16 protein-coding genes and 1 pseudogene are annotated in these 25,428 nt (G+C 42.5%); 4 read left to right on the plus strand and 13 right to left on the minus strand.

Annotated elements, in window-relative coordinates:
- Positions 1 to 111 precede the first annotated feature (111 nt).
- From tuaC to TRNA_RS40240, 6 genes are all read right to left on the minus strand, one after another.
- Complete coding sequence (tuaC, locus tag TRNA_RS40215) at positions 112 to 1,290, minus strand: teichuronic acid biosynthesis protein TuaC (protein WP_003185750.1); 1,179 nt, start codon at positions 1,288 to 1,290, stop codon at positions 112 to 114.
- Positions 1,291 to 1,312: 22 nt separating this feature from the next.
- A complete protein-coding gene (gene tuaB / locus TRNA_RS40220; protein ID WP_003185752.1) occupies positions 1,313 to 2,752 on the minus strand; it encodes a teichuronic acid biosynthesis protein TuaB in 1,440 nt (479 codons plus the stop codon).
- Positions 2,753 to 2,775: 23 nt separating this feature from the next.
- Entirely contained in the window at positions 2,776 to 3,435 is a 660-nt protein-coding gene (locus TRNA_RS40225; protein WP_003185754.1) for a sugar transferase, read from the minus strand.
- 231 nt (positions 3,436 to 3,666) lie between these two features.
- A complete protein-coding gene (locus TRNA_RS40230) occupies positions 3,667 to 5,154 on the minus strand; it encodes an N-acetylmuramoyl-L-alanine amidase (RefSeq protein ID WP_011198357.1) in 1,488 nt (495 codons plus the stop codon).
- A gap of 84 nt (positions 5,155 to 5,238) precedes the next feature.
- Positions 5,239 to 7,383, minus strand: a complete 2,145-nt coding sequence (locus TRNA_RS40235) for a SpoIID/LytB domain-containing protein (protein ID WP_003185760.1) — start codon at positions 7,381 to 7,383, stop codon at positions 5,239 to 5,241.
- Between the two features lie 29 nt (positions 7,384 to 7,412).
- Entirely contained in the window at positions 7,413 to 7,733 is a 321-nt protein-coding gene (locus TRNA_RS40240) for a hypothetical protein (protein WP_003185762.1), read from the minus strand.
- Positions 7,734 to 7,930: 197 nt separating this feature from the next.
- Here TRNA_RS40240 and TRNA_RS40245 point away from each other — a divergent pair, with 197 nt between their 5' ends.
- Positions 7,931 to 8,851 carry a LytR family transcriptional regulator gene (locus TRNA_RS40245; protein ID WP_011198358.1) on the plus strand — a complete coding sequence of 307 codons (921 nt, stop codon included), beginning with the start codon at positions 7,931 to 7,933 and terminating at the stop codon, positions 8,849 to 8,851.
- A 239-nt stretch (positions 8,852 to 9,090) separates the two neighbouring features.
- Here TRNA_RS40245 and wecB read toward each other — a convergent pair whose 3' ends face one another.
- A complete protein-coding gene (gene wecB / locus TRNA_RS40250; protein WP_011198359.1) occupies positions 9,091 to 10,233 on the minus strand; it encodes a non-hydrolyzing UDP-N-acetylglucosamine 2-epimerase in 1,143 nt (380 codons plus the stop codon).
- Between the two features lie 376 nt (positions 10,234 to 10,609).
- Between wecB and galU the strand changes: the two genes are divergently transcribed.
- Positions 10,610 to 11,488, plus strand: a complete 879-nt coding sequence (galU, locus tag TRNA_RS40255) for a UTP--glucose-1-phosphate uridylyltransferase GalU (RefSeq protein ID WP_011198360.1) — start codon at positions 10,610 to 10,612, stop codon at positions 11,486 to 11,488.
- Between the two features lie 76 nt (positions 11,489 to 11,564).
- Here galU and tagH read toward each other — a convergent pair.
- From tagH to tagD, 5 genes and pseudogenes are all read right to left on the minus strand, one after another.
- Positions 11,565 to 12,470: pseudogene (tagH, locus tag TRNA_RS40260) on the minus strand (teichoic acids export ABC transporter ATP-binding subunit TagH); the annotation flags it as partial.
- A 20-nt stretch (positions 12,471 to 12,490) separates the two neighbouring features.
- Positions 12,491 to 13,318 carry a teichoic acids export ABC transporter permease subunit TagG gene (gene tagG, locus TRNA_RS40265; RefSeq protein WP_011198362.1) on the minus strand — a complete coding sequence of 276 codons (828 nt, stop codon included), beginning with the start codon at positions 13,316 to 13,318 and terminating at the stop codon, positions 12,491 to 12,493.
- 204 nt (positions 13,319 to 13,522) lie between these two features.
- On the minus strand, positions 13,523 to 17,140 hold the full coding sequence (locus tag TRNA_RS40270) for a CDP-glycerol glycerophosphotransferase family protein (protein ID WP_011198363.1): 3,618 nt from the start codon (positions 17,138 to 17,140) through the stop codon (positions 13,523 to 13,525).
- 584 nt (positions 17,141 to 17,724) lie between these two features.
- Positions 17,725 to 19,860, minus strand: a complete 2,136-nt coding sequence (locus TRNA_RS40275) for a CDP-glycerol glycerophosphotransferase family protein (RefSeq protein ID WP_011198364.1) — start codon at positions 19,858 to 19,860, stop codon at positions 17,725 to 17,727.
- Between the two features lie 141 nt (positions 19,861 to 20,001).
- Complete coding sequence (tagD, locus tag TRNA_RS40280) at positions 20,002 to 20,391, minus strand: glycerol-3-phosphate cytidylyltransferase (protein ID WP_011198365.1); 390 nt, start codon at positions 20,389 to 20,391, stop codon at positions 20,002 to 20,004.
- Positions 20,392 to 20,755: 364 nt separating this feature from the next.
- Here tagD and TRNA_RS40285 point away from each other — a divergent pair, with 364 nt between their 5' ends.
- Together TRNA_RS40285 and TRNA_RS40290 are read left to right on the plus strand one after the other, a co-directional pair.
- Entirely contained in the window at positions 20,756 to 21,535 is a 780-nt protein-coding gene (locus TRNA_RS40285) for a WecB/TagA/CpsF family glycosyltransferase (protein WP_025806137.1), read from the plus strand.
- A gap of 19 nt (positions 21,536 to 21,554) precedes the next feature.
- Positions 21,555 to 22,718, plus strand: coding sequence for a CDP-glycerol--glycerophosphate glycerophosphotransferase (locus TRNA_RS40290; protein ID WP_009329695.1), 1,164 nt, complete (start codon positions 21,555 to 21,557; stop codon positions 22,716 to 22,718).
- Between the two features lie 28 nt (positions 22,719 to 22,746).
- On the opposite strand, the gene TRNA_RS40295 is transcribed toward TRNA_RS40290, so the two are convergent.
- Positions 22,747 to 25,377, minus strand: coding sequence for an N-acetylglucosaminidase (locus TRNA_RS40295; protein ID WP_011198366.1), 2,631 nt, complete (start codon positions 25,375 to 25,377; stop codon positions 22,747 to 22,749).
- Positions 25,378 to 25,428 lie beyond the last annotated feature (51 nt).

A 25,428-nucleotide genomic window follows, 5' to 3' on the forward strand; every position in this document is an offset into this window, starting at 1 on the left:
CTGGGTTTTTCGTTTTCCCAATCCTTATTTTTATTAGCTTAGACGCAAATAAATGGGTTTAAACAGTATTATATTCAACATTCATACGCATATTAACCGACAGACCCCAACTTAATTTTTGTTCTTGACAACATCCCCATACACATCCAGCAGCTTTCCGGCATTTTTAAAGGCGTCATAATCCTCGTGCACCGTTTGATACAGCTCTTCAGCGATGGCTTCTTGCCAATTGCCGCCTTCCAAATATCCCTTGACAGCTTCTGTTATGCTGGAAGCCGAGTGCGGCTTGATCAGAAGGTGTTCATGCTTTCCGAATAAAGACGGAACCCCCCCGACCGCCGTACAAAGCACCGGAACCTTGAGAGCGAGCGCTTCAATGACAACAGTCGGCATCCCTTCAGAATACGAAGGGAGCACAAACAGATCTGATGCAGCCAGATATTCTGATATCTCATGGTTTGCGACCTGCCCCGTCAATACTGCTTTTTCACCGGCGATTTGACGGATGTTCTGCTTCTCCGGTCCGTCGCCGATGAATACAGCTCTGTAGCTGTCATCAAGCTGCCTGACCGCTTCTGCCAGCTCGGCTACTCCCTTTCCCTTCACCAAGCGGCCGACGAACGTCAGCAACTTTTTGTCTTGCGGCAGGCCGAGTTTCTCCCTCAATTCAAGTGTTGAAGCGGAGGGCTTTTGAAACCGGTCCAGGTTGACTCCAATAGGAAGCACCGAGCTTTCAGCACCGGTCATTTCTTTCGTTTTGGCTTTCAGCGCTTCGCTGACAGCCAATACTTTTGCTGCGGAATGCACAGCTGTTTCAAATGCTCGAAAAGCGCCTTTGCTGTAATGGGGATAAATATTGACATCGCTTCCGTGCAAAGTCAGAACATAAGGAACCTTCAGCTTCTGTGAAACAACGGCAGCGGCACCCCCGGATGGCATCGCGAAATGGGCATGGATAAGATCCGGCGCAAGCCCGTGCTTCTCGATCGTCCTCAATACAGACTTTGCGATCCGGCGATGCGGCTGAGCCCATTTTAGCTGTCCAGGCAAAGCCGTATACGGCGGCCTGTAAACCGGGATGCCTTTTCTTTCTTCATATTCCGGGACTGTTCGCACTTGACGGTATTTTTTTTTCAGCAGCCTGAGAGGAGCAGGATTCACAGGCAATGGACATATGACCGTCACATCAACGCCCTGCATCTGCAGCGCCTGAACCTGTGTTTCATGAAAAACGCCTTCTCCCGGCCTTTGACTGCTTGGATAAACGCTGGTAATCCAAAGAACCTTCAATGATGAACCGCCCTTTCTGCTGTCATCTTCCTAATTGGGCCCTCATAGCCCGCCGATAAAATTTGCCGACCAGAAAACCGTAAAAAATCCCGCTGATCCCGACGGAAACTGCCAGCTGAAGCATGGCGCCGTGAAGCAGATGTCTGCTGCCGACGCTCAAGACAAGAGCCAGCAATGCCATGAGCAGCGTCAAGGCCAGCGGTTTTCCAACGGTTCTGAAATATTCGCCCAGCTTCAGCTGGATGACATATTTGAGCAGCCATCTGCCGATAAAGAAATTGACCAGGCTGATCGCTGCATATGTCCAGGCGGTGATCGTCAAATCATTCGTTAATACCGCCGCGTAAAGAGACAGCCCATAAAGGAGCATGATCCCGCTGTCCCAATAAAATGCCAGGTCTGCTCGCCCCTTCGCCAGCAAAACCGATCCGTTCGGATTCATCAGAACCCTGAGCAGCCCGACAATCGCGAGGATGTTCAGAACCGGTACGGCCTGCAGCCATTTTTCTCCGAAGACGACTTCAACAAATAAATCTGAAACAGTCGTCAGTCCGATCAGGAGCGGGAATGAAATCAGCGCGAGAAGCTTTGTCATATTTAAAAAGCCTTCGCGCAGCGTTTGGTTGTCCCCTTGATTCTTTGAGAAGACAGGAAACGCTACCCTTGTTACGATCGGATTGATTTTTAATACGGGAATCGTAATAATCTGATACGCCAGGTTATAGATTCCCAATGCTTCCGCACCGAGAAACCGCCCGATTAAAATCATGTCGATATTGGCGCCAAGCCTGTTTACAAGCCTTGAAGCAAGCTGAAACGCGCCGAACGAGAAAAATTCTTTCACTTCCCCCAATGCAAAGACGAAAGAAGGACGCCATTTTTTTAAATATACAGCAAAAAACATGATGCCTTTAACCGAATTAAGAAAAACTTGTGACAATGCATAGGCCACAATCGGATCCATCAGAAAAACCAAAACGAGCAGGAGCACAAAAGACAAAACGGTGACTCCCGCTTCTATTTTGCTCAGCACATTAAACTTCAGATCTTTTTGCAGCATATATTGATACTGCTGGCCGACCGGGGCGATTAAAAACATGACGGCCAAAATCCGCACTAGAAAAACAAGTTCGTCCCGCTGATAAAAGTCTGCGATGAACGGACTCAGGAAAAAGAGGCCGATAAACAAAAGGATGCCCGTTAGGATATTCAGCCAATACAAGGTCGATAATTGGCGTTCACTGATGTTCTCCTTTTGAATTAAAGCGGCCCCGAATCCCATATCGAGTACAATTTGTGTGAAAATCGTTACGGTGGTCAGCATTCCGACCAAACCGAATTCGGCAATTGTCATGATATTGCCGAGCAGTGCAAACTGTATAATTTGAATGACCGTGACGATCAAAGTTGAAACACTTGTCCATTTTGCACCGCTTAATATTTGTTTCGTAATGGTAGACATAGCATATTCCTAACTTCCTCGTATTATCTGGCTCCTTCGCCAGTCAATACTACTTTAATCGTTTTCAGCATAACCTTCAAATCGAGAAGAAACGTTAAATTCCGAATGTAATACAGATCGTGCACCAATTTTTCTCTCGGACTGATATCATAGCCTCCGTTCACCTGCGCAAGTCCCGTTAAACCCGGCTTAACGATTAAGCGGTTTTTAAATCCCGGAATTTCGTGGTGAAACTGAGCGGTAAACATCGGTCTTTCAGGCCTTGGCCCCACAATGCTCATGTCTCCGGCCAGCACATTGATCAACTGCGGAAGTTCATCGATTCTTGTTCTTCTTATAAAAGACCCGACTGCAGTGATGCGCGGATCATCCTTCTGAGCCCATTTCGCACCGGATTTTTCTGCGTCAATTCTCATAGAACGCAGCTTGATCACCTTGAAATGCTTCCCGTCTTTTCCGACGCGTTCCTGCCGGTATAACGGAGAACCCGGTGTTTCGATACAGATTAATATACAAAACAGCAGAATAAACGGCAGTGTAAGAGCGAGCCCAATCAAGGAAAGGACGATATCCATTATCCGTTTCATATATAAATAACGTACTGCTTTTTTAGATAGAGCACAGGAATAAGTTTGCTGGCTTGAATATTCATTGTACATTCTTAAACTTTTGTCGATACTCACTAGCATACACCTCGATTAGTATGTTACTGTTTGATCTATTCGTCAGTGTAGCATACGAACGTAAACACAATGTAAAGGAGTTATTAAAATTAGTAAATTCGTTGATTTTTTGTTAAAAATGCACCGCCTCCGTTTTATCTTTAATTTCACCAAAAATATCATACTATATAATAAAGACAAAACAAAGGCAGCATAGGCAATTTTTCGAAAAACGAGTTTTCTGTTTATATTTTAATAGTAAGCAACGATTCCGTCGTAAATCGCTTTAGCGCCTTTTTCTTTGTAAGTCGAGCTTTTGAGTTTTGTCGCATCGCTTACATTGCTGATAAACGCAAGTTCAACAAGGCAGCTTGGCATTTTTGATTCCCTGATGACATGGAAGTTGCCGATCTTTACACCGCGGTTTTTTGTATTCAATGCAACATAGAGACGGTTTTGAATCTCGGTTGCCAGCCGTTTGCTGTTGGCAGATTCATATGTTGTATAATAGTAGGTTTCTGTTCCGGAAGCAGCTGGCGTTGCCGAGTTTGCATGGATGCTGACAAACAAATCCGCATGATTTGACTGCGCTTTTGACACGCGCTGTGCGAGCGTCAGGTAAGTGTCGTTCGTTCTCGCCATAATTGGCAGAGCACCGCCGTTTGATAGTTTCGTATTAATTAATTTTGCAACATCAAGGTTCACGCTTTTCTCATATAAACCGTTGCCGACGGCACCGCTGTCTGTACCTCCGTGCCCTGCATCAATGAAGATTTTTTTGCCGACGATCGGATTCTTCAGCTGTGACACGACATTGGATTGAAGAGAAACCGTTCCGCCAAGCACAGTAAACGTCGTCATGTTTTTGGAACCGATCACTTCTCTTGTCGGTGTCGGCAAAGATGATGCATTCGTGAACATCATCGGACGGTTTTGCTTAGCCGCCAGAACAGATCCTGTTAATCCGTCGGCATACGCATAGCCGTTGCTGATGATTGCATTCTTGGCAGAAGAATAATATTTCTTGACGACATTGGCCGCGACTTCATAGCGGTTGCTGCCGCCGATCCGCGTCGGAGAAGCAAGCTGTTTGTAAACGCTGCTGGAGATGCTGACTTCACCGCCTACGACAATGGTCGATGTTGTTCCTTTGCTCTTCATCGCATTTTTTGTCGCTGTCGGTATGGAATTCGACGATGTTAAAAGAATCGGGATGCCGTTTCTCGCGGCATATGCGCCGATCGCAAGGCTGTCAGCATAGGCCGTCCCGTTTGCGATGACAGCTTTCGAATTGCTCGGCAGCTTATTCGCAATATTCGCCGCAACCTCGTAGCGATTCGCTCCGCCGATGCGTTCGACAGATGACACACCAAGCTTTTTGATCTCGCTTACGACACCGTTTTGAACGCTGACGGTTCCGCCGATTACGATCACTTTGCTAGGTTTTAATTGACTGATTCGGTTTTTAGTGGCCGTTGGCAGTTTAGACGCTTCCGTTAATAGAACAGGCGCGTTGTTTCGATAGGCAAATGGAGTCGCTGAAAGGACGTCTGCATATGCCTTTCCATTTGCAACAATCACAGTGCTTGCACTTGTCCACCCCTGCTTGGAAACGTTCACCGCAACCTCATATCGGTTTGCACCGTCTAATCTTGTGACAGAGTTGGCCGCAAATACATTAGGCACAAACAAAAAGAACCCTAACAACAACATAGGTACAGCTTTAAGAAAAACCCTCAAAAAAATAACCTCCAAAAATGTAAATGTTATGTTTTCCCCTGAACATGAACAGAGGAGGCACTGCTGCCTCCTGTTCAAACTCTATTAATAGCTTGATAGAGTCGTATTTGGATAGTAGAAACTTAAAATCTTCTTGTAATCGTGCCCGGCAGCAGCTCTGGCATTTGCTCCGTACTGACTCATGCCGATGCCGTGTCCGAATCCTTTACCGCTGAGAGTAAAAGCGTTCGTATTGCTGGATACAGAAGCATACGTGCTCTTCATATTCATGCCGCCCAGCATCGATCTTAATTGAGTCGTCGTCACGGAAATCGTCGCTGTTTTTTCTGAAAGTTTTCCGTTTGATAGAACATAGCCATTTGATTTTTCTTTAACAAAGTAAGAAAACTTCACCTCTGCTGTTTTCGGCCGCTGACCGGCAGTTTTTGCGCTGCTCAGGGTCAGGCTTGAGATTTTCGTAATCTTAATAGATTCTGCACTAGGATATTTATTGGTAATAAACCAGCTTTTCAGTCCAGACAAATAGGCGGAGTTCGTTTCATTTGTCGTATTCCACCATGTGCCAGGGCTGCTCAGGTTTAAGCCGCTGGTATTGATCTGCGTCCTATTCAAGGAAATCGACCAGCTGTTTTGCGGGTCATATGTATCCGCTTTGGCAATTAAATATGGCACACTGCCGCCCCATACCTCTGCGCTTGCTTCCGTATATCCCCCGTTGCTTGACGAGTAAACGGCTGAAATCAAATTGCCGTTATATTTTAAAACTTGTCCTTTTGTGGCATTTACAACGCTGGATGTCTTCGAATTCCAGTCGTATCCTCCGTATACTTGAAACGCCTGCGTATCGGCCACTACTTTTCCTGCGGAACCGACCGAATAAGTTCTCGCCGCCACCGCTTGGGCTTTTAACGCTTCCGTCTGCCAGCTTGCCGGCATTTCGTGCGGCACAACACCTTTTAAATAATCTTCGAACGGAATGTTTTCGTTTATCGGCCGAACATATTTGCTTGATTCAATCGTAAACTTCATCTTGCCTAAATAAGGCCTTCCGTTGATGCTGATGGAATTTGACGTCGAATATTTTTTAGGTGATGCCGTAAATGACGTTCCAAGCGTTTTGACGGCTCTATTATTTTTATAGAGCACAAGCTTTCCGCTCGACACGTTAACAGAGTATCCGTCTCCGGTAAACATATCTGCCAGGCTATTTTTCAATGAATCCGTGATCGAGGTGGTCCCCCCAAGCAAAGCAAAAGACTGTGTTCCTTTTTTCGCGACTACATCTGCAACAGGAGTCGGCAGGCTGCCCGCTTGGACAAGCAGCAAAGGATGCTTTTGTTTGGCAGCAAGGACGGAACCGGCCAGCGCATCCGCAAAAGTCGTTCCATTAGACATGAAAACCTTTGATGCGTTCATGTTAAGCGTGTTGACAATGTTCGCTGACACTTCGTATCTGTTCGCTCCGCCGATGCGGGTAACAGCCGCTTTTTTCTTTAATGTGTTTTCAACGCCTGTGCTGACACTCAACGGACCGCCGACGATCGTAACCTTGCTCGGAATATTGTAATCGCTTCGGATTGTATTATTCCCTGAGAGCAGTATCGGATAACCGTTCATTGCCGCATAAGGCGCGATAGACAGAGCGTCGGAAAAGACTAAGCCGGTGGCAACAATCGCTTGGCTGTAGGACCCCATCCGGCTCGCGATGTTTTTGGACACATCATAGCGGTTGGCGCCGCCGATGCGGTCAATTGCCCCATACTTTTTCAGCGTGTTTTCAACATTTTTGGAAACGCTCGTTGTTCCCCCGATAATTAAGATATTATCAGGCTTCATCTTGGCAATTTGAGTTTCGGTTTTCGCCGTCAGCGTACCCGCATCCGTTAATAGAATCGGCGCATCGTACTTCTTTGCAAGCGGAGTTGCAGAAAGCGCGTCCGCAAAAGCGTCCCGATTGACAACCACGACAGTGCTCGGGTTCGTCCATCCGGCAGATGCGACATTGTTTGCCACATCGAAGCGGGTCGCCCCGCCGTACCGCTCTGTCGCGGCGATTCCCGAGCCCGGGATTTCGTATGCGCCGGTAATGTCGACATCAACGCTTGATTTATTGCCCAAATAATTGCTTAACTTTACCGAAATGGTTTTGTCGGCAGCCTGGGCAGATTGTGTAAACATCAGAGCTGCGGCAGTTACTGACGACAGAAGCAGAAGCTTCATCTTTTTCAAAACGTTATGTACCCCCTTGATTCAGCTCTTTATTTTGTTTCGATGCTTTTCAGCTCCAAAACGCCATTTTCACCTTTTGTATATTGGACTTCGACTTTTTTGCCTTCTTCAATGGAATTGACTTTGTCCTGAAGATCTTCATCGACTTGAAGCGTTGTTTCTTTGCCGTCAATGTTCACCGCAATTGTGTGGCTGTCAGCCAACCCCGCGAATGAACCTTCTTTAGTGACGGTTTCTTCAGAGGCCGCATTTTTATTGTCTGAGCTTGACTTGTCCTCCGATTGGCCCGAAGTGCCGCAGGCTGACAACAAAAGCAGCATTGATAATGTTAGAACTATGAGTTTTTTCATCTTCTTCACCTCTCCCTTTTTATCGACAAATTCCAACAGATTCTTTAATTATAGCGAAAAATTTTGCAGATTGATTGGTTTTTTTGAAACATTTTTCTAATGATTTCGTCTATCCAAAAGGACACATATAAATTTTTGTTGTTTTCGAATTTTAAGAAACTTATAATCAAAGTAGACTATTAAAAGGTGAGGGCTATATGAGAGCTGAAAAGAGGAAGAAAAAGAAAAAAATTCTATATACAATTATCGCTTTGATTGGCATTTTCGTTCTCAGCACAGGCAGTTATGCCTATTACTTATGGCATAAAGCGGCATCTACTGTAGCGAACATTCATGAAAATATTAACAAATCAAAAAAACGCGATTCAGCTGTTGACATTGATAACCATGACCCGTTTTCCGTGCTTCTCATGGGTGTCGATGAACGGGACGGTGATAAGGGGCGCGCAGACTCCCTCATCTATATGACGGTGAATCCGAAAACGAAAACGACTGAAATGGTCAGCATCCCGAGGGATACGTATACTGAAATTATCGGCAAAGGCAAGATGGATAAAATCAACCACTCCTACGCATTCGGCGGCGTTCAGATGACGGTAGACACGGTTGAGAACTTCCTCGATGTTCCTGTCGACTACTTTATCAAAGTCAATATGGAAAGCTTCAAGGATGTCGTAGATACGCTCGGCGGCATTACTGTAAACAGTACATTCGCTTTCAACTACGACGGATATTCATTCGGCAAAGGCGAGATTACGCTGAACGGAAAAGAAGCGCTCGCTTATACGAGAATGAGGAAAGAGGACCCGAACGGCGACTTCGGGCGCCAGAACAGGCAGCGTCAAGTCATCGAAGGTATCATTAACAAAGGCGCCAATATATCATCCATCACGAAATTCGGAGATATGTTCAAAGTGATCGAAAACAACGTTAAAACGAATCTCACGTTCGACGATATGTGGGATATCCAATCCGGCTATAAAGAAGCCCGCTCAAAAGTCATTCAGCATGAGCTGAAAGGCGACGGCACAAAAATCAACGGAATCTATTATTACAAAGCCGACGAAAGTTCCCTTTCCGACATTACAGCCGAACTGAAAGAAAGCCTTAATAAATAAAAAAGCTTCCTGAAAAGGAAGCTTTCATATTGTTGACAAAATCCCAAAACCAAAACCAAAACGGTTTTGGTTTTGGGATTTTGTCATCTTTTCAGCGTGATTGAAAACCCTTGCAGTCTAGGAAGGCCGAGCATCGGAGCGCAGCGAATGTTGGAATTCGTGAGCACCGACGCGCAGGCCTGACAACGAATGCGAGGGTTTGTCGACACCGCTGAAAGCTTCCTGAAAAGGAAGCTTTTTTATTTATCTTTAAACACATCAGGCCGCGCGCTTCGGTATCCGTACCGATAAAGCAGCGCCTCCGCAATTCGCCGCGAAGCCTGTCCGTCCCCGTACGGGTTTGAAGCCCTGGACATTTTTCGATATTCATCTTGATCGGTCAACAGCTGTTTAGTCAGCTGGTAAATCTTATCTTCATCCGTGCCTGCCAGTTTAAGCGTCCCGGCCTGGACGCCTTCGGGCCGTTCCGTCGTATCGCGAAGCACGAGGACCGGCTTTCCTAGCGACGGCGCTTCTTCCTGCACCCCTCCAGAGTCGGTGAGGATGAAGTGAGCTTCAGCTGCAAAGTTGTGAAAATCGATGACTTCGAGCGGCTCTATCAGGTGGACTTTATTCAAATCGCCGAAATGCTTTGCAGCCGCTTCACGAACAGCGGGATTGAGATGAACGGGATAAACGACCTGGACGCCGTCGAACTCTTCGACGATCCGCCTGATCGCTTTAAACATGTTTTCCATCGGCTTCCCTAAATTTTCCCGGCGGTGGGCGGTAAGCAAGATCATCTTATCATTTCCGATTTTTTCAAGAACGGGGTGTGAATAGCCGTCCCTTACTGTTGTGCGAAGTGCATCGATTGCAGTATTTCCAGTGATGAAAATCGTCTCAGGATCTTTATTTTCGCGGAGCAGATTCTGTTCGGCCTGCTCTGTCGGCGCAAAATGAAGATCGGCAATCGATCCCGTCAGCTGCCTGTTCAGCTCTTCTGGAAACGGCGAGTATTTGTTTCCGGTCCTGAGCCCCGCCTCTACATGGCCGACGGAAATCTGGTGATAATAAGCGGCAAGACTCCCCGCAAATGTCGTTGTCGTATCACCGTGGACAAGCACAATATCCGGTTTGATAGACTGAAACAGCTCGTCCAGCTTCACAAGCGCATTAGACGTAATTTCAGCCAGCGTTTGCCTTTCTTTCATGATATTCAAATCAAAATCAGGCTTTATGTTAAAAGCTTCAAGCACCTGGTCAAGCATTTGCCTGTGCTGGGCTGTAACCGTCACATAAGACTCAATTTCGGGATATTTTCTTAATTCTAGCACGAGCGGAGCCATTTTTATGGCTTCAGGGCGCGTGCCGAATACTGTCATGACTTTTAGTTTCTTCATTTTTCTATCACCTGTTTTCTGTATGAACAGCTTTTTTAAGAATCGTCTGCTGAATCGATTGATTACCGCTTTGCCCGTGTTTTCTCGTTGGAATTAATCCCGCCCATCGATTGCTTATGGACGATATTCTCATCATAAAACATCCGTTGATCAAACCGCAAACCATCCTGTTGAAGAATGAGATTTCCCTTCATTATATAACATCTTTGCGCTTTATACCTGTTTAGACTTGTTTAAGAATTGTTTTTCTTATATGATGAGTTTGTAATTGTAATTTTTCGGGGTATATCATACATATATTCAGCATACTCTCCGCTTTTCTAAGCGTATTTTTTCTGGCTGAGTAGAAAACACAGTTTAAGGAAGGTGTATTGAATTGAAGAAAGTTCGTAAAGCGATCATTCCCGCAGCGGGCCTTGGAACACGTTTCCTCCCTGCAACGAAAGCGATGCCAAAGGAAATGCTTCCAATCGTAGATAAGCCAACCATTCAATATATTATTGAAGAAGCCGTTGAAGCCGGCATTGAAGACATTATCATCGTAACCGGTAAAAGCAAACGAGCGATTGAAGATCATTTCGATTTCTCGCCGGAGCTCGAACGCAACCTGGAGGAAAAAGGGAAAATCGAACTCCTTGAAAAAGTGAAAAAAGCGTCAAATCTCGCTGATATCCACTATATTCGCCAAAAAGAACCAAAAGGACTCGGACATGCCGTTTGGTGCGCCCGCAACTTTATCGGAGACGAGCCGTTCGCAGTGCTCCTTGGAGACGACATTGTCCAAGCCGAAAAACCTGGCCTTCGCCAGCTGATGGACGAGTACGAAAAGACTCTCTCATCCGTAATCGGCGTTCAGCAGGTGCCTGAAGACCAAACGCACCGCTACGGGATCATTGATCCTTTGACAAATGAAGGGCGCCTATACCAGGTCAAAAACTTTGTTGAAAAACCAAAACCGGGCACAGCACCGTCTAACCTTGCGATTTTGGGACGCTATGTCTTTACTCCTGAAATTTTCATGTACTTAGATAAACAGCAAATCGGCGCAGGCGGAGAGATCCAGCTGACAGATGCGATTCAGAAGTTAAACGAAATCCAGCGCGTATTCGCTTATGACTTCGAAGGCAAACGCTATGACGTTGGAGAAAAACTCGGTTTTATCCAGACAACTCTCGAATTTGCCATGCAGGACGACGAACTGAAGGATTCGCTGATTCCATTTATGCAGGACCTTCTGGCAAAAGAAGAAGTTTAATAAAAAAGCTATTGGATCGATATCCAATAGCTTTTTATAATGCCATCTGCAAAATGACGCGCCTTTCCTTTTAAACAAACATCGCTCCGGCAGCCAATACGACCAGGATGGACAAACCTGCAATCGGAATGATATTTGCCAAAGATTTTTGTTTATTCTTGTCTTTTTCGAGATGAGCCAGATCTTCTTCGGACAAGACCTGTTTGCGGCTGGCTAACTGCTCTTTTTTATATTTGTCTTTCTCTTTTTTGGAAAGCTTTTTAAACCAGCTGATAAATTCTTTATATTCCTTTACGACCGTCTTTGTGTCATCAAACATGCGAAGCTCGCCATTATCGATCCAGGCGACCCGATCGCAAATTTTCTCAATTTGACCGATTGAATGGCTGACAAAGAATATGGTTTTCCCTTGATTTTTAAACTCGGTAATTCTGTCGACACATTTATCATAGAAGGTTTGATCACCTACTGATAACGCTTCGTCAATAATTAAAATATCGGGATCGATATGCACTGAGATCGCAAAGCCGAGCCGGGATTTCATTCCGCTGGAATAGCTTTTGACCGGCTGATTGATAAACTCGCCGATTTCTGCGAATTCAACGATGCTGTCATACATCTCATCGATTTCTTTATTTGTGAGCCCCATCATTAAGCACTTGAGACGAATGCTGTCTCTGCCCGTCAGCGCATTGTTTAATCCTGCGGAAATCGCAATCAGGGAAGGCTGCCCGTTCATTTCGATTTCACCGCTTGTCGGCGGAATGATTTTTGCCAGCAGGTTGGACATCGTCGATTTTCCCGATCCGTTAATCCCTACAAATCCGATCGTCTCCCCTTCGTACACGTCAAAGGAGACATTCCGAACAGCAAAAAAACCTTTATCCTTATTCGGAAAAAACAGCCCTTTAATTTTATCCGATTGTTTTTCATAAAGCTGATACTGTTTTGAAACATTTCGAAACGAAACTTTTAGTTTCATCGTTAAAATCTCCTTACGTATTAAAGAAAGTCAACAAACCTGTCCCTGAATTTCATATGCAGGACAGATCCTACAGTCAAGAGCAATAATGTGAAAGCCCAGAAATACAACGTATATGTTATATCTTCGAAGAACCAGCTTCCGTCGAAAAAGCTGTTTCTAAATCCGTCGATAATATAAAAAAGCGGATTCAGCTTAATCACGTTCAACAATGCCGGGTGCTTGTCCCCCAGCTGCGTAGAGATATCCCAAAAAATCGGCAGCAGGAAAAACAACAGCCTTGTCACCGATTGCAGCAGAAACTGATAATCCCTGACCAGTACACTGATCGTTGAATTAAACAAACTGAATGCGAACATAAAAACAATCATGCAAAACAAATAGTAAATATATTCAAGCCATTGAAGATTTGGATAAATGCCAAACGCAAGCAGCACAATGACATAAATCGCCATCATCACAAAATAGCTGAACAGGTTAGCCGCAATCGCCACTGAAGGAAGAGAGCTGATTGGAAAATTCATTTTGGCCACCATGTTGATTCGCTTATATACACTGTTTGAACCATCAAGAATCGTCGGGCTGATAAAAAACCAGGGAATCAAACCGGCAAGCATCCATATGATGAAAGGCACTTCGCCGACCCCCGTAATCATCTCACTGCTCTTTCTGATTCCGATCCCAAATACAAACCAATAAGCCAGCATCTGAATGAGCGGATTCAAAAACTGCCATAACACGCCCAAATAATTCATTTGATATTTTGATTTTGTTTCGTAAGCTGCCAAACGCAAGATTAAAGGAAACGATGTTACTTGTTCTTTCAGTATTTTCACTAATGCATTCATTCTAATCTTCCTTAAGGGATTAAGATTTGGGCTACAAAAGAACCCTGATTAAAAGCACTGCTCTTTATTGTAACAGATGATCAGTTTTTTTTCACTTTTGGGGGCCCAATTTAGATCTCACAAAAGCTTCAAACTACGGAACCACTTTACCGATTCAGTGATACTAAAAAGCAAATGTTGAGGCATTTGCCTCAACATTTTCTGTTAGTTCAAAACTTTGTAGAAGGTATCCATAGCTTTTTTATTATACTCATTATAATCAAAAGCTTGCATAACAGTATTAATCTCTGTTCTTACTGCTTTTAAACCATTTTCAAGACCGGCTATACTATCATCTACTAAGGTTCCGTATCTGCCGTTTTCTAAAACTGTTCTATTGGCAATAATGTCAGTTGCCAATATTCTCATTCCTAAAGTCATGGCCTCTAATAATACCATTGGTTGTCCTTCATAATGGGAAGACAGTACAAAACAGTCGCACATTTTCATGAAACCAAACGGATTTTCCAGTTGTCCCATCAGATAGACGTAATCTTGAAGTTCCAAACTGTCCACTATTTTTTGGAGATCTTTCCTTAAAGGACCATCCCCTAAAATATAAAGCCTGCTATCAGGATAACTCTGAATATGAGTATGGAAAGCTTTTATTAGATTATCTTGCCCTTTTTCAGGGGAGAGTCTGCCCATATTAACAAAGTTGTAGTTACATTCAGATGGATAAGGAACAAGAGTCTTACCTACTTTTATTCCAGGAGGCTCAATTACATTTAAAGATTTGCGTCCTATCCACCCCAACACTTTATTATTTAAGACTGCTTTGCAATAAGTGCCTTCTTGTGTAAGAGCTTCTTCAACAATTTCCACTTCTTGTTCATTGAATTTTTGATAGTCCTCTATAGGTGTACATCCAGGTAAATCAAAAGGTTTATTATATATAAAGTCAGCATCGCTTAAGTTCACAATCGCATTGTATTTCACTTCTCTGCTTCTTGCAATGACAGGCTCTTCTATAATATTAAAAGCTCTAGAGTCCAACCATCCAATTGCTTTTCCATCTGCATAGAACCGGTAGTATTCCCCTTCTTTTGTCTTATGGCTTTTTTTGACAATGACAATGGTATCGTTAAATTCTTCAGCAGTTGATATTTCTTTACACCCGTTATTAGGATAGGCTTTGGTCCAGATTGTATAATTTTCGCCATTTGTAATAGTCGCGAATAAATTCATCTTTATTTCTTCTAATGTTCTGTTCTCCAGCCCCTGAATAATCTTTGAGTGTTTTTTATAATTTTTGCGCTTAATTTTGGCTTTTTCATTCTTTATCGCAGATTGCTTTTCTGTATCCTCTGGATGTGACTGATACTCTTTTACAATTTTCAATGCTGAATTATCAATCCACCCTATTAATATATCATTAATATATATTCTGCTGTAGAAAGAATGTTGAGTTCTGACTTCTTTATCTACCTCAACGATAATCCCTTTATATTGTTTGCTGGAAGATACTTTTTGTACATCTAAAGTTTTATAAGGTTTATTCCAGATGTCGTTTCCATTAGGGTGTTGAATGACTGCCAGTTTATTGACTTTCCTCTCAAGTAAAATGCTGTCTGGCAATAACTCAAAAGCCTCTAGGTTCAGCCACCCAATAATACTGTCATCTATAGTAAATTTATAAAAAACTTTTCCATCATTCGTATGAGCTTCTCGTATTATGGTGACTTCTTTATTTTCAAATTCCTTAGCCGGTGTTAATTTTTGATTCACTTTATCAAACAGTGAATTGATAATGAAGAAGCCTTCGACATTTACAATCTTTGCCCTTGCTTTAAAACTTTTATTGGCTATGATTTCTTCATGGTTCTGTTCAGCGATTGCTAATTTCTCAGTATCCTTTTCTTTTAAATGATCGATCCCGAGAATTTTTTCAGGATTAATAGAGTTCATTATATAGTCAAATTTGTCCTCATCAGCATATATAGCAAGATTCTTTTTATTTAACTCCATCGTTCCCTTTGAAACACTTACTAGCTTATCGAATTTATTGTAAATAGAGAATAATCCTCTCAGATTAATTTTGTGCGGACGACGCCCATTAACCAATCTTTCACTATCTGACAAGAGGTCATTGTGCATATAGCAAATCTTCTTTTTTGCATCTGCACAAACTAAATACTTGGCCCAGTATAAGCTGTACCCGCTGAAATCAATTACATAATCAAATTTAGATTTTCCAAAAAGCCTTTTATGTTCTCTTAAATATGCATCCTCTGGGTACAACTTCTTTTCAAGTTTACCGTTAGCTCCCCTATTGTGCACCAGCTTATCTTTATATACATCAAACAACGTGTAAACTGGTAAACCAGGCTTAAATATGAACCTAACATTTTTATTCACTTTGTTGATATTGTTTAGAACCTCTCTTGAGTGGGGAGTTTTCATAAAACAGCTTACATCATATTTATCAAAGTCAATATTATTCATTAAATTAAGGAAAGAAGATGTAATGCCGTTATTTTTCATTCCTCCTGGATAGATCAAGATCTTTTCTTTCTTTTTATCCAGATCTCTAATTACATTCAATTGTCCCTTGTTTTTGAAGATTTTCTCAACTACTCTTTTCGTAACATTTCCGTCGTCGTGATTCGTAAATTTCACTTTATTCTTTTCATAATTTGTTTGAAATTCTGATTTCACTTGATGAATATTGCCAATTGCTTCGACTAATTCCCTTACATTGTATAGGACAGGACCTGGAAGATCTTCATTGTTAATATATTTTCCTCGTTGTTTATTGTAGTCATCGGCATCCCACATATAAAACAAAATCGGCCGATCAGTGACAAGAAAATCAAAAAATATGCTGGAATAGTCAGTTATTAATATGTCGACAGTACTTAACAACTGGTTAGTATCAATAAAGTCAGGTATCAGTTTCCCTTTTAACTCTGAAACTTTAGAAGCCTCACTATATAAAAACGGGTGAACTTTAATTAACACATTATAATCACTGCCGATTTTCTCCTCTAAATAATTCATATCAGAAATAATTTGAAAAACGTCGTTTTTTACTTTTGATACACTATTCCCTTTCCATGTTGGAGCGTATAAGATCGTTTGCTTATCATTTGAGATCAGTAAACTTAAGTCTTTTAAATAACTTTTAAACTCTTCGGGGCTCGTGTTAAGGGTTAAATCAATCCTTGGATAGCCTTCTTCAATGATCTCACCGCTGTACAGCCCTTCTAACTTATAGCTGTTCAAAAACATATTGGTAGTATGCTTATTTGGACTCAGCAGGTAATCTGCACTTATAAAGTTTCTAAGTACGTTTTGTGAATGGGCTGGATTTCCTGGAATATCAAATCCCATGCTTTTCAGTGGCGTTCCATGCCATGTGTTTATATATACTTGTTCTTCTTTGCATATAAAAAATGACTGTAACGTAGAGTTATTGATTAGATACTTGGCAGTAGCCAAATATTGCAGGTATTTATCTGAATTTCTTTTAACAAACTCAACATTCGGCATATCTTTATACTTGGAGATAACTGGCTCGAGCGCTTCAAAATCTGCAATAGTCCAAATATGCTTATAATGGTTGAATTCTGGATTTTTTATCAAATAGTCAAATATTGCAAAAGGACTGTCAGTGATACTCTTCCCATCACGGCTTTCGTATAAAATTGTGTTGTCCACAACATTCAATTTTTTATAAAATTTAGCGTACTTATTGTTTCTTCTATGATTTCTTTTTTTGAGATAGTTCTCAATAGGGTCTTTAATAAATTTTATTTTTCTTTTCAAAACTTTTTTGTTCATTATTTTTCTTGTCTCCTTCAGGATTACATACGTATTCTTTTATTATAAGAAGTTTTATTTGTAATTTAGTCTAATTGTTCAATGTACTCGGCAATCATTATTTTGATTTCGGAACTTTTTCATTTTATAAAAAATGATATTCCGAGTGATTGTTAATGGCAAGAAAAAAAGAAGTAACATACATCACTTCTAAAAAAAATGTTACCATTCCAAACTAATTACAATTGAAATTTTAACATTCTTGTAAAAATTATTAAACCTGTTTTTATTCTACAAGATCTGTTGATTTCACAACATCTCCAGATACTATGTTAAATCTTTGACTGTTGATTATTTTTATGATAAAAATTATAATAGCATAAGTTTGCTTAAAAGTTAAGACCATTTAGGCGATTTAGAATACCACTTTTGTAACATTTCACTTGAACACTTTTTATTCTCATAGGGAATATTGGATATTCCAGCATAATCTATCATCGAAAACGCTTAAATTTTTCCTTCTGAAAACTTCGCCTTCTTTCTTTATTGTTATCAGAAGATATTTTACAAAAAAGCCATTACATAAAGCAATGGCTTTTTTGTATTTATTTAAATACCGTTTTTACAACTTTTTCAGTTGAATTGCCCGTCTCCAGGTAACAAAACTTTTCATAAAAAGGCTCAAAAATGTCAGGCAGACGATAGTCAGATGTCTCTGTTTCCTTGATTTTCTCAATTACTTCCTCAGTCGTTTTGACCAACGGTCCTGGTGCTTCTTGTTCAAAGTCAAAATAAAAGCCGCGCAGCTTGTCACGATAGGTTTCAATGTCTGGAACGAAGAAAATCATCGGACGCTTCAAATTTGCGAAATCAAAGAATACTGAAGAGTAATCTGTAATTAACAAATCAGATACCATATAAAGTTCGCGAATATCTTCGTATGATGAGAAATCATATGCGAATCCTTTGTACGGCGATAGGTCAAAGTTTTCCGCGACTAAATAGTGCATTCTTAAAACGATGACATAATTATCGCCGATCTCCTCTCGCAGCTTTTCCAAATTCAAATCAAGGTCGAATTTGTATTTTCCTTTTTTATAGAACTGATCGTCCCGCCATGTCGGTGCATATAAAATGACCTTTTTATCTTCGGGGATATTCATTTTTCTCTTTATGGCCTTCATCGTTTCCGGGCGGTTGTCCGTATACAGAAAGTCATTCCTCGGATAGCCGGACTCAATCATTGTTTTGTTAAATTGAAAAGCGCGGGCAAAGATTTCGGTTGAATAGCGATTCGGGGAGATTAAATAGTCCCACTTCGATGCTTCTTTAGTGAAATTTTGCTTGTACTTCTCAGTGTTGGTGCCCGGCATGTGCACTTCTTCCATATCGACGGCAAGCCTTTTCAGCGGAGTCCCGTGCCATGTCTGCACATATGTCGTGTGCTTTGGTTTTGGGATCCACAAAGGAAGCCGGCTGTTTACAACCCAATATTCGGCCCTTGCCATGGCGAACAGCCACTTCAGCGTGAATCGGTGAATATAAGGGACATTTTTTTCTTCAAAAATTTCTGTATAACTCGGATTTACACTCCATATTAAGTTGTATTCCGGATGATGTTCCTTCATATATTCGTAAATTGCTCTCGGATTGCAGCTGTACTGCTTGCCGGCAAAGCTTTCAAAAATGACGGTTTTCTTTTTAACAGGGAGTTTGCCGGCCAGTCCAAAAGTAAAATAGTATGCTCTCTTCACCATGCCCGAAATCTTTTTCTTTGCTTTATTCTTGCCTTTGCGTATGACTGACATCAGCCTTTTTCCTTTTCCTTTGGCAAAATAAACCGCACGGGTTTTGATCGTATAGTCATTCATTCTTAGACGCATACCCCGTTTTCGCTTCTGCGGATAAATGTGAAAACGAGCCGGTCCTTTTTTTGTGTTAACAATTGAAAAACTTTCTATATCATCTATAAGCTTGAATGCCCTGCTTTTTATAGCGATTTCCTCCCCTGTTGCAGCATCTTCACCTACGTATTCTATATAAAACTTAAAGAAAGCAGGCATCCTGTTCTCCTCATACAGCTTTTTCAGATCGATTTCCGCCTCAAATCCAACGGCATGATCAGAAGAATCAGCTGACAAATCGACGCGCTGAACGCCTTTTAAAGGGAAATTGAAAACCCTTTCTTTATCGTTTTGGCTAATTTCCTTTAAAACCAGCTTTCTGCTTTTTATTATCGAACATTCTTCCGCATCGAGCAGAAAAGTATAGCCTCTGATCATTAGTTTTCCTTCGGAGCTTAACTTAATGCTGTCCGGTTCCGCTACTGCTTTTCTCCGTGAAACATCAAGAGCGAAGTGGCCTTTTCGGGTCGTATACGGCAAATAAATGAACTGTTTGACTCGATCCTGATGCCAATACAGCTCAATCGGTTTTGAGGCTGTGTAAATCCTCTTTTTACATTGATTTTTTTCATTATTTTCATATAGCACATAAAAATCAATGACCGTTTCGTCTATTATCAGGTTAGAAAGGTTATTTAAAGATATCTCCGCTGCTTTTAACTGCCCTGAATCGCTTATTTTGTTACAAGTTACACGCATCTCTTTTTTCGAATTGCGGTTCACTGCCAAAATACCGACATGATTAAGAGAGATAGAACTTTCGAACACAAAATAGAGGCGAGCGTCGTTAATTTTTATTTCTCGCAGCTGAAATTCTATCGGAATTGCACTATCCATAAAATCAGTCTACTCCTCTTTTTTTATTCAAAAGCAAAGCCGTTCATACTTATTATATTAAAATGATTCGTATACGAAACAAAAAGCACTTCTTATTTTTTTTAAGAAGTACTTTTTGAATTTTATTTAACTGAGCCGACATTAAAGGTTCGCGATTTCCTCTTTGATCTTCGTCGTGGAAATCCCTTCGGTTCTCGGAAGGTAAACAACCTCGCAGTAATCCTTCAGGAAGTCGAATTTCCCTTCCCAGTCATCCCCCATGACAAATACATCGATGTCATGATCGATCACATCTTGTACCTTTTGATCCCAGTTTTTTTCCGGGATGACTTCGTCTACGTAGCGGATCGTTTCAAGAATCAGCTTGCGGTGCTCATAGCTGTGATATGCTTTTTTCTGCTTTTGAAGATTGAATTCGTCAGTCGAAATCGCTACGACGAGATAATCCCCCAATTGTTTTGCCCGTTCCAATAACTTGATATGTCCCCAATGTAATAAATCAAACGTTCCATATGTGATGACTTTCTTCATTGTCATGCGCTCTCCTTTCTAATCTTAAGGCGAAATGCTATATTGATATATCAAAAACACTCGATAAGTTACATTCATTCCACAGGTCTTTACTGATCATTCATTATAGCACATCGCCTATCAAACGTTAAGTATTCTTTAAGGTTAATGCAATTCCAAATTTTATCTAAAAAAATCGAACCTTTTCTGAATAAGACGTAAAAAATCTTAATCTAATGTAAAGATATTGTTAAGCTTTTATGAATGATCTATGCTAAAATATACGTTAGACCTCCTGAATTTATGGGCTGGTCTCTTAAACTTCGACTTTCATACATTCGTATATACTTACACTTCTTAAACCGGAAGGAGGAAAAAAACTATGCTGCAAACGGAAACGGTTCATCATCTTGCATATGTTAACGGGGATTTGCCCGGATTTTTGAATCATCTTGAAAAATCCTTTATCGACCGCAATGAGGGGGCATTTATCGCAACGGTAAACCCTGAGATCGGGTATGCGGCTGCAAAAGACAAGGATTATTTTAAAACAGTTTCATCTGCTGACTTTATCCTGCCGGACGGAATCGGCATCGTCCTGACGTCAAGGCTGATCAACAGCAGATTAAAATCGAGGATCGCGGGGTACGATGTATTTATCAACCTTCTCAGCTTGGCTGACCGCAAAAAGAAAAGGGTCTTTTTATACGGGGCCAAGCAGGAGGTTATTCAAGCTGTTGCAGATCGGCTTTCAACCGAATATCCCGGAATTGAGCTGGCCGGATACTCACACGGCTATGTCAAAGACAAAGGCGAAGTTGCGAAGCAAATCGCGGCTGCCAAGCCGGACATGGTTTTTGTCGCTCTCGGATATCCTCATCAGGAAAAGTTTATTTATGAACATAAGCATCTATTTCCTCAGGCGATTGCGATCGGCATCGGCGGGAGCTTCGACGTGTTCAGCGGAAAAGTGAAAAGGGCGCCGAAAATGTTCATCAAGCTGAATCTTGAATGGATGTACCGCCTGCTGACCAATCCGACAAGGTGGAAGCGCATGCTGAACATCCCGAAATATGTCTTCTCCGTTCTGAAAGAGGAAAGAGTTCAAAAACAGCGGCACTACTATCCGGAGCAGATCAAAGAGCAATCTAAAATCGATTTGTAGAAAAGAGTTTGGGTAACGAATGAATATACGTTCTTTATTGGTTATGGTTTACTCGGCCGGTCTCGCTTTGACCGGTTTTATTTTCAGATTGGTAAAAGCGCGCGACAGAGCTGTATTGCTTGTTTCCTTTCCGGATAATGCGCGCGCGCTGCTTGATGAGTATGTCAGCAGCAGCCGGCCGTTTGAAATGGAAGTCCTCTATACAAGGCACGCCGTTTCCCTTGCAGATGAATATCCTTCCGTTCGATCGCAAGTGATCAACGAGAAAAATCCGATTCATCTCATAAAAGCCGTATACCGAATGTTCAGGTGTAAATTCGTGTTGACGGATAATTATTTTCTGCTGACAAGTGTTTTGAATAAACGCCCTCAGACGACATGCATTCAAATTTGGCATGCGTCCGGCGCTTTGAAGAAGTTCGGACTCGAAGATATCGGAAACCGCTATCGATCCGCCGGCGATATCAAACGGTTTAAAAAAGTGTATCGTTCATTTGATCATATCGTTGTCGGCTCGGAAAAAATGGCGGATATTTTCAAGCGGTCATTCGGCTTGGGAGATGACCGTTTTTTGCGGACGGGTGTTCCGTTAACTGATGAGTATTTTCATGCCGGAAGACAAACAGCGGAGCGTCCGGACCAAAAGGTTATTCTGTATGCGCCGACATACAGGGACTATTGTTTGACGTCCGTTCGTCTCCCTTTCTCTAAGGAGCAGCTCTCCGGGGAACTGCAGGGAGAATTTTTGCTGCTGGTCAAACTGCATCCGGCCGTGCGGGAACAGATTGCTTTTGAAGAGCACGAAGGGCTGATCAAAGACGTATCAGACGTTCCGTTAAAGGATTTGCTGATGGAAAGCGACATCCTGATTTCCGACTACTCGTCGGTCGCCTTTGAGTACGCTTTGTTAAATAAACCGATTTTGTTTTTCACGTATGATATGGCAGAGTATAATGAAAAACGCGGACTGATCGATGATTTTGAAGCAGTCATTCCCGGCAAAGCCTGCATGGACAGCGAAATGCTGCTGAAAGAAATCAAAGAAATGTCCGATACAAAGGAAGAGATCAAGAAGTTTGCGGAAGAGTGGCATCAATATTCAACAGGTGATGCCAGCATGCGCCTGTTGAACTTTATGAGCGAGCATATGACGGCAAATGAAAAAAGACCGGCCGGTTCCTAATGGAACATGGCCGGTCTTTTTATGATGATTACCGATAAACCGGCACATCATAGTACAGCGTATATTGATCGAGCAATGTATACAGACTGTACATTCTCCCCACCTGCTTACAAGCCCATCCGACATCTGTCGCATATTGGTGAAGGGCATTCGGAGACCATCTCATTTTATAGAGGGTGTCCTGTTTGTAAGTCGGGTGGTGAATGTATTTTTCACCGATGAATTTGGCTCCGCCCATAATGGCGGCCTCAGGTGTGAACCACCCTTGTTCATAGGCGTATTTTGCGCCGTAGTAAAGCGGGTTGCTGTCGTAAGCCCCGACGCCGTACATATTGTAAACCTTTTTGCCGTTGAACATCGTTCCTTTAGCCAACTCGGAAGTTCCGTTGCCCGTCTCAAGGAGCGAGTGTGAAATGAGGTACAGTTCATTGATGCTGTATGCTCTCGCCGCGTCGATGAACGCTTGCCCTTTGCCTGTCAAAACCCCTTTATTATAAAGGATTTTTGCATTGACCTCGGCAGCATTCAATCCGGCCGTTTGCGACAGTTTTAAAAATTGGAAGTATGCCGAGCTGTCTTGTGTGAAATTTTCCGGATTGACATATTTCTCGACTTCATCCCTGCTGGCATTTCGCCAATTCATTCTGATTTTTGCCCAGCCGTTTTCCTGGGAGATGATGTTGACTTTATCCCCTTTTTGCAGCTGTCCGATGATGTTGCCGCCTGTCACAAGGGGGCTTGACCTGATATTCAGCAGATCAGCCGTGACGGTTTGGTTCGCCGTATTGATGTAGCTCAATGAAACATAAGCCGGCGCATCCGTTTGCGGGCTGACTTTCATCTGTTTATCGATCATCTGGCTGAGCGTGATTCCGTAGTCAGTCGTTGTGATTTGCGGGCCGTTTTTCACTTTGACGACATTCACCGGCCAGCCGTAATTCGTTTTGATCCGATTGGCGGCAGCATCCGCACGGTCTTTCCCTGTAAATTGTTCATTGATCGAGATATGAAACAGGCTGACCGTCTTTGTTTGGTAAGTTGCGCTGACATTGTTCTTCTTAAAGACATTCAAGCCCTTGTCGAGATCTGCTTTGCTTGTGATTCGACCTGTCGTCACCCGGTACTGCCTGTAGCCGTACTCACCCGTTTGTTCAATCTTGCCCGGTATATTCCGCTTGCTGAAAAATCCGAGCGCCTGCTGTAATTGTTCCGTGCCGATCAGAGCTTCCGAACTCAGTTTGTAGCGGCTGTAATATTGGCCGGTCTTCACGGCCTCTGCGTGAATGCCTGTTTCTTTAAAGAAATTGAGCGCCTGCGTCACTTTGTTCTGTTCGTATACGGATTCCGTTGTCAGCTGATAGTGGCTGTACACTTTTTTTCCTGTTGATCCGGCCGTTCCCGCCGCACCGTTTTTCTTAAAGAATTCAAGCCCTTTATTGATTCGCGCTTGAACGGCGGTTTCAGCAGACGCAATCCGGAAGCGGCTGACGGTCGTGCTGCCGGTGCTTTGCGCAGAAGCCTGAATATTTTTGTTTTTAAAAAACCGGATGCCATCGTTTGCTTTCTTTTGATCTGAAAGCGGGACGGAAACGATTCTGAAAGATGTCTGCTTTTTCCCCGCCTTTGCAGCAGTATAACGCCACGTTTTCTTTTTGAAAAAGGCGTCGATTTTTTTGAGGTTTTGACTGTCTACGCTTTTCATGCTTACGATCCAGAAGCGTGTACCTTTTACCTTTTCCGTGCTTGAGGCGAGACCGGTTTTCTTTTTAATTTGTCCGGCGGCATTTTTCGCGCTCTTTTCGTCATTAAAATATCCCGATTTCACATTGTATAGCTGTGCCGGCTGACCGGCGGCTTCATATGCCCCTTTGACTTTGAGCTCTTTTTCAAACTGCTTCAGCAGGTTTTTCGCGTTTGTTTCGCCTTGTATCGAACTTGTCGCAATTTTATATTTAGGCTGTTGTTTCTTTACGGTCTCTATCGTTCCTTTAAGGGCCGTTTCTTTTTCAAACTGGACAAGCAGGCTTTTCGCTTTGCTCTCATCTGCGATTTCTGCAGAATAAAGCTTGACGATCGCTTGTCCCGCTCCGTATGGTGCATACGACGCTTTGAGGCCGGTCGCTTTTTGAAAACGATCGAGGATGGCTTTCGTGTTGTCTTCGCCTTCGATTCCTCCGGTGGCAACCTTCACGTATGCTTCCCTGTTCCCTGCAAGTGTATAGGTTGCTTTCAGACCGGTTTCTTTTTCAAATTGGAGCGCCCATTCCTTGGCTTTTTCTTCACCGGCAAATTCCTTTGATACCGCTTTGGAAAACGGTTCTTTTTTTCCAATCGGACCATAGGACGCCTTCAAACCGGTTTCTTTTTCAAACTGCAAAAGCAGATTTTTTGCTCTGCTCTCCCCTTCGACACCTTCTGATGTCAAAACGTATGTTGTGCCGTTTTTCCCTGAAGGTTTGACCTCGGCTTTCCATCCCGTGTCCTTTTTCAGTTGTTCGGCTGCTTTGAGCGCTTCGCTTTCGCTATTAAACTCTTTTGCTGTTTCAATTTTGTAGACGGAAGTATCGGTATATGCTGCTAAAGCAGGAATTGCCGGGACTGCCGTATGTACGAGCAAAATGATTGCAGCAAAAATAACGGTTTTTCTAATGTTTTTCACATTCTTTACTCCCCTCGCCTATGAGCCTCCCAATTTCTAAAACTTGCTTTC

The sequence above is a fragment of the Bacillus licheniformis DSM 13 = ATCC 14580 genome, from assembly GCF_000011645.1.
Taxonomy (GTDB): domain Bacteria; phylum Bacillota; class Bacilli; order Bacillales; family Bacillaceae; genus Bacillus; species Bacillus licheniformis.

What these genes read in the sequence shown, in the direction of transcription:
- tuaB (WP_003185752.1), bottom strand. Translation starts at nt 2,752, where the DNA reads ATGTCTACCATTACGAAACAAATATTAAGCGGTGCAAAATGGACAAGT.
- TRNA_RS40240 (WP_003185762.1), bottom strand. Translation starts at nt 7,733, where the DNA reads ATGAAAAAACTCATAGTTCTAACATTATCAATGCTGCTTTTGTTGTCA.
- TRNA_RS40245 (WP_011198358.1), top strand. Translation starts at nt 7,931, where the DNA reads ATGAGAGCTGAAAAGAGGAAGAAAAAGAAAAAAATTCTATATACAATT.
- wecB (WP_011198359.1), bottom strand. Translation starts at nt 10,233, where the DNA reads ATGAAGAAACTAAAAGTCATGACAGTATTCGGCACGCGCCCTGAAGCC.
- tagG (WP_011198362.1), bottom strand. Translation starts at nt 13,318, where the DNA reads ATGAATGCATTAGTGAAAATACTGAAAGAACAAGTAACATCGTTTCCT.
- TRNA_RS40270 (WP_011198363.1), bottom strand. Translation starts at nt 17,140, where the DNA reads ATGAACAAAAAAGTTTTGAAAAGAAAAATAAAATTTATTAAAGACCCT.
- TRNA_RS40275 (WP_011198364.1), bottom strand. Translation starts at nt 19,860, where the DNA reads ATGGATAGTGCAATTCCGATAGAATTTCAGCTGCGAGAAATAAAAATT.
- tagD (WP_011198365.1), bottom strand. Translation starts at nt 20,391, where the DNA reads ATGAAGAAAGTCATCACATATGGAACGTTTGATTTATTACATTGGGGA.
- TRNA_RS40290 (WP_009329695.1), top strand. Translation starts at nt 21,555, where the DNA reads ATGAATATACGTTCTTTATTGGTTATGGTTTACTCGGCCGGTCTCGCT.